The sequence below is a fragment of the Streptomyces europaeiscabiei genome, from assembly GCF_001550375.1.
In the GTDB taxonomy this organism is placed as follows: domain Bacteria; phylum Actinomycetota; class Actinomycetes; order Streptomycetales; family Streptomycetaceae; genus Streptomyces; species Streptomyces europaeiscabiei.
In genome coordinates, this window is sequence record NZ_LRTR01000249.1 from 1 (window position 1) to 4,626 (window position 4,626).

4 protein-coding genes and 2 pseudogenes are annotated in these 4,626 nt (G+C 73.2%); 1 reads left to right on the forward strand and 5 read right to left on the reverse strand.

All coding sequences use genetic code 11. The annotated features are described in order from the left end of the window. The 4 genes and pseudogenes from AWZ10_RS12095 to AWZ10_RS12110 form a co-directional block, all read right to left on the reverse strand. A pseudogene (locus tag AWZ10_RS12095) lies at positions 1-261 on the reverse strand (M56 family peptidase); the annotation flags it as partial. Positions 262-500: 239 nt separating this feature from the next. Continuing rightward, a complete protein-coding gene (locus tag AWZ10_RS12100; RefSeq protein WP_037702679.1) occupies positions 501-1,163 on the reverse strand; it encodes a DUF5063 domain-containing protein in 663 nt (220 codons plus the stop codon). Further along, positions 1,156-1,755 carry a recombination mediator RecR gene (recR, locus tag AWZ10_RS12105; protein WP_046705269.1) on the reverse strand — a complete coding sequence of 200 codons (600 nt, stop codon included), beginning with the start codon at positions 1,753-1,755 and terminating at the stop codon, positions 1,156-1,158. The genes AWZ10_RS12100 and recR overlap by 8 nt, the downstream gene beginning before the upstream one ends. Before the next feature lie 109 nt (positions 1,756-1,864). Then, complete coding sequence (locus AWZ10_RS12110) at positions 1,865-2,212, reverse strand: YbaB/EbfC family nucleoid-associated protein (RefSeq protein ID WP_037702683.1); 348 nt, start codon at positions 2,210-2,212, stop codon at positions 1,865-1,867. 312 nt (positions 2,213-2,524) lie between these two features. Here AWZ10_RS12110 and AWZ10_RS12115 point away from each other — a divergent pair, with 312 nt between their 5' ends. Further along, positions 2,525-3,292, forward strand: a complete 768-nt coding sequence (locus AWZ10_RS12115) for an SLATT domain-containing protein (protein WP_060891061.1) — start codon at positions 2,525-2,527, stop codon at positions 3,290-3,292. A 243-nt stretch (positions 3,293-3,535) separates the two neighbouring features. Here the strand turns inward: AWZ10_RS12115 and AWZ10_RS52325 are convergent. Further along, positions 3,536-4,626: pseudogene (locus tag AWZ10_RS52325) on the reverse strand (serine/threonine-protein kinase); the annotation flags it as partial.

Sequence of the window (4,626 nt, forward strand, 5' to 3'; positions counted from 1 at the left end):
CGCGGCCGTGAGGTCGTACGCGGCGGTCACGGCCGGGGGTGCGGGCGCGAAGGCCTGCGTGCGGACGGTCTCGAACACCGCCGCGGCCCCGAGCACGAGCGCGGCGAGGCAGCTCAGCAGGGCCGCCGCCACCAGGCACTGCCACGCCCACAGCGCGACCACGGGTTCCCGCTCGGGCCACATCGCCTTCACCAGGGCGCGGGGGCCCAGCACTGCGGCGGTCACGGCCACGGCGGCGAGAAGGAGCAGGAGAACGGTCACGTCACTGGGTCCGGTTCCTGTCGGGGTGCGAGGGGATCGCGCGAGGAGGTACGGGGCGTCGTACGACGCCGGTGCCTACGCTACCGCTGGTGCCCGCACTTGCAGGCTCCTCCGCGGGAGCACTTTCCGTCACCCTTCCGCCGCCCGTCCCGGCTGCCCGGTGACACGGAAGGGTCCCGCCCGGCGTCGGACGGGACCCGATTCCCTGAGCGGAGGTTGGGCGCGGGCGGCGCGAAGGGCTACTTCACCTTCCGCAGTCCCAGCGGTTCCGCGATCTCCTCCACCATGACCTGGCCCGCCTCGAACTCCAGGGTTTCGTCGCCCATCAGTTCCTGGTCGGTGTCGAGGCCGTCCAGCTCGGCGAGGGGCTGGTTGAGACGGACGTGGGCGACGAGGGACTGCAGGGCCCTGAGTGTCGCCGAGGCCGTGGAGCCCCAGTTGGAGAAGTAGGAGAACTGCCACCACCACAGGGCCTCGGAGGTGCGGCCCGCGCGGTAGTGGGCCATACCGTGGCGGAGGTCGGCGATGACGTCGGCGAGGTCGTCGGAGATCCGGGCCGGAACCGGCGCCTTGCGGGGCTCGTAGGGGTCGAAGACCTCGGAGTAGACGTCGACCGGCTCAAGCATCAGAGCCAGGCGTTCGCGCAGCTCGTCGACGTCCGTCTCGGGGCCGGGGTCGGGCTCGTAGCGCTCGTCCGGAACGATGTCCTCGTGCGCGCCGAGACGGCCGCCGGCCAGAAGCAGCTGGGACACCTCCAGGAGGAGGAAGGGGACGGCCGAGTCCGGCTCGTCGCCCTTGGCCACCTCGGTGACCGCGACGAGGAAGCTCTCGATCTGGTCCGCGATCTGGACCGCGAAGTCGTCCGGGTTCAGGTCCGTCGCGTGCAGCGTGGCGTCAGACATCCAGCAATCGTCTCCCCTCGAAGGCGCGGCCGAGGGTCACCTCGTCCGCGTATTCCAGGTCGCCGCCCACCGGGAGGCCGCTGGCCAGGCGGGTGACCTTGAGGCCCATGGGTTTGATCATGCGGGCGAGGTACGTGGCCGTGGCCTCGCCTTCGAGATTCGGGTCGGTGGCCAGGATCAGCTCGGTGACCGTCCCGTCGGCCAGGCGGGTCAGCAGCTCCCGTATGCGCAGGTCGTCGGGGCCGACGCCCTCGATCGGGCTGATCGCGCCGCCGAGGACGTGGTACTTGCCCCGGAATTCGCGAGTGCGTTCGATCGCTACGACGTCCTTCGGCTCCTCCACCACGCAGATGACCGTGGTGTCACGGCGGGAGTCGCGGCAGATGCCGCACAGCTCCTCCTGGGCGACATTGCCGCAGGTCGCGCAGAAGCGGACCTTCGCCTTCACTTCGAGGAGGGTGTGCGCCAGCCGCCGTACGTCCGTCGGCTCCGCCTGAAGGATGTGGAAGGCGATCCGCTGCGCGCTCTTGGGACCGACGCCGGGCAGCCGCCCCAATTCGTCGATGAGGTCCTGGACCACGCCTTCGTACACGGACTGCCGTCCTTCCTGGTGTCTTTCAGTACGTACCGTAGTCGGCCGCCGCCGCTCCGAGGAAGGCGGTACGCGGCACGGATGGGCTCGCAGAGGGGTCGCGTGGGTGTCAGAAGGGCAGGCCGGGAATGCCCGCGCCACCGCCGCCGAGGCCCTGGGCGAGGGGGCCCAGCTTCTGCTGCTGGAGGGTCTGGGCGTTCTCGTTGGCCGCCTGGACGGCCGCGACGATCAGGTCGGCGAGGGTCTCGGTGTCCTCCGGGTCCACCGCCTTGGGGTCGATCTTCAGGCCGCGCAGTTCGCCGGAGCCGGTGACGGTGGCCCGCACCAGCCCGCCGCCCGCCTGGCCGTCGACCTCCGTCCGCGCGAGCTCCTCCTGTGCCTTCGCCAGGTCCTGCTGCATCTTCTGGGCCTGCTGGAGCAGCTGCTGCATGTTGGGCTGGCCACCACCGGGGATCACGTTCAGCTCCCTCGCACGAGTACTCACGAACGACGACGCACGGCCGTCGTCCTACGAACGTCGCCGCGGACGTTCTTGCGGTCGTCACGAGCCTACGTGGTCGGCACGGCCTGCGCCGCGCCACTCTTTCGAGTGAGCCGACGGGGATTCGTATACCTGATCAAGCGCCTCTTCCAGGGGGAAAAGCGGTGAAAACGGGGTCTTCGCCACCCATTGGGAGGTAGGAAGGGTCCGGCCGCGTCAGGGTGCCTTCATCTGCCCGTACGCGTGTCTCGCACTGTCGTCAGCAGCGTCGTCAGTAGGGAGTGCCGGGTGAGCCAGCCGGAGATGCAGCCCGAGGGGGGACCCCAGGACGGGCGGGGTGAGGGGTCCGGGCTGTGGGCGGAGCCGTGGGCGTCGGCGACCGGGCCGTGGGTGGGGGACCTGGCCGGGCGGCCCTTCCCGCAGGGGGACTGGGGGGCGCCGGCGGAACGGCTGGAGGAGTTGTACCACTGGGTCGAGCGCGCGGCCCTGGAGACCGCCTCGTGGTATCTCACGGACCGGGTGTGGAAACGGATGGCGGCGCGTGTGCTGCGGATCGGCGCGGCGACGGGGGCGCTCGCCGGGGCCGCGCTGCCGTTGCTCGACCTCACCGGGGCGGTGAGCGGGGCGGCCCCCTGGGGGTATCTCGCGCTCCTGTCCTGCGTGGCGTGCGTCGCGGTGGATCGGTTCTTCGGTGTCACCTCCGGATGGATGCGGGACGTCGCCACGGCCCAGGCGGTGCAGCGGCGGCTCCAGGTGCTGCGGTTCGACTGGGCGTCCGAGAGTGCGCGGGAGGTGCTGGGACCGGCGGAGGGGACGGCCGGGGAGGCCGCCGAGCGGTGTCTCGGGGTGCTCCGGCGGTTCTCCGAGGACGTCACGGAGCTGGTGCGGGCCGAGACGGCGGACTGGATGGTGGAGTTCCGGGCGGGGGGTTCACCGCTGGGTGTGCAGGCGGGGGGTGCCGGTTCCCGGCCGGAGGGGAGCGCCAACGGGCGGGTGCCGATGCCGCCGGGGGCCCGGCCGAACATGCCCCGGCAGCGGCCGCCGGAGGCGCGGTGAGCCGTGGGGTGGCTTCTTCGCCCCCTCCGCCCCTACCCGTCCCTTCCACGAGCTGGGGGCTGCGCCCCCAGGCCCCCGGCGGGTGGGTTCGTTGGCCGCGGGTGGGTGGGGGCTGGTCGCGCAGTTCCCCGCGCCCCTGAAAAGCAGGGGCTGCGCCCCATGCTTCTCAGGTCCGCCTTCTCAGGTCCGCCGTTTCGGGTCCGCCTTTTCGGGCCCGCCTTTTCGGGCCCGCAAGGCCGTCGCTCAGTCCGCCTTCGTGTACGTCACCGACTTGCCCGCCGTGTCGACGCGCTGTAGTTGTCCGTCGGGCAGGAGGGTGACCGTGGTGGCGGCGCCCGGGGAGCAGGAGGCGGCCGGTTCGCCGGTGGTGACGGTGGAGGGGCCGATCCGCAGGGGGCCGTCGTCGGCCGGTTCGTCCGTCAGCGGCGCCTCGAACACGCAGTGGTACGTGCCGCCGCCTTCGAGCGGGCCGTCCGCCGTGAGGGAGAGCACGGTCTCGCCGACCTCGCCCTGCTGGATGACGAGCCGGCGGGTGTCCGCGCCGTCGGAACCGGCGATGGTGGCGCTCCAGGTGCCGAGGAAGCCTTCCGGGACCGTGCCGGCGTCGGGAGACTCGGTGGTCTCGTCCGGGGAGGTCTCCGGCTCCGTCGGCCGGTCGGTCGCGGGCCCCGGCGTTTCCGGCGCACTCGTCGCCGGGCCGCTCTTGGCGTCGTCCTCCTTGCCGCCGTCGTCACCCTTCTTCATCAGCGCGTACACCGAGCCGCCCGCACCGAGCGCGACGACCAGCGCGACGACGACGAGGAGCGCGGAGGAGCGCCGGTTGCCGCGCGCGGGCTCGGGCTGCCCGCCGGGGCCCGTCGCCGGGCCGGGTCCGTGGAGAGGGTTCGGCCCGTAGGGCGGGGTGGAGCCGAGACCGGGCCCCGGAGCGGCTCCGGCCCCCTGCCCACCGCCGTACGACCCCTGCCCGTACGCCCCGTACGGCCCGTACGGCGCCTGCGCCGCGCTCTGCGGGTAGCCGTAGCCGGAGGCGGCGCCGGACTGCTGCCCGTACCCGCCGGCGGGTTGCTGGGTGTACTGCTGGGGGAAGCCGTACCCGGCGGGCGCCGCCCCCGGTGCGTGCCCGGGCGGGGCACTCGGCGGAGGCGGCTGCGAGCCCGTCCCGGCGATCTGCGTGGGCATCCGGTCCAGAGGCGCGGCGGCCGGGTGCTCGGGCGGGGACGCGGGGGCACCGGACGGGCCCCCCGAGCCACCGTACGGAGAATCGGGGGCGCCCAGCGGGTACACGGGCGGAGCCGACGGCGGGCCCGCGGGAGCGGGCGGGGTCGCGGGAGCGG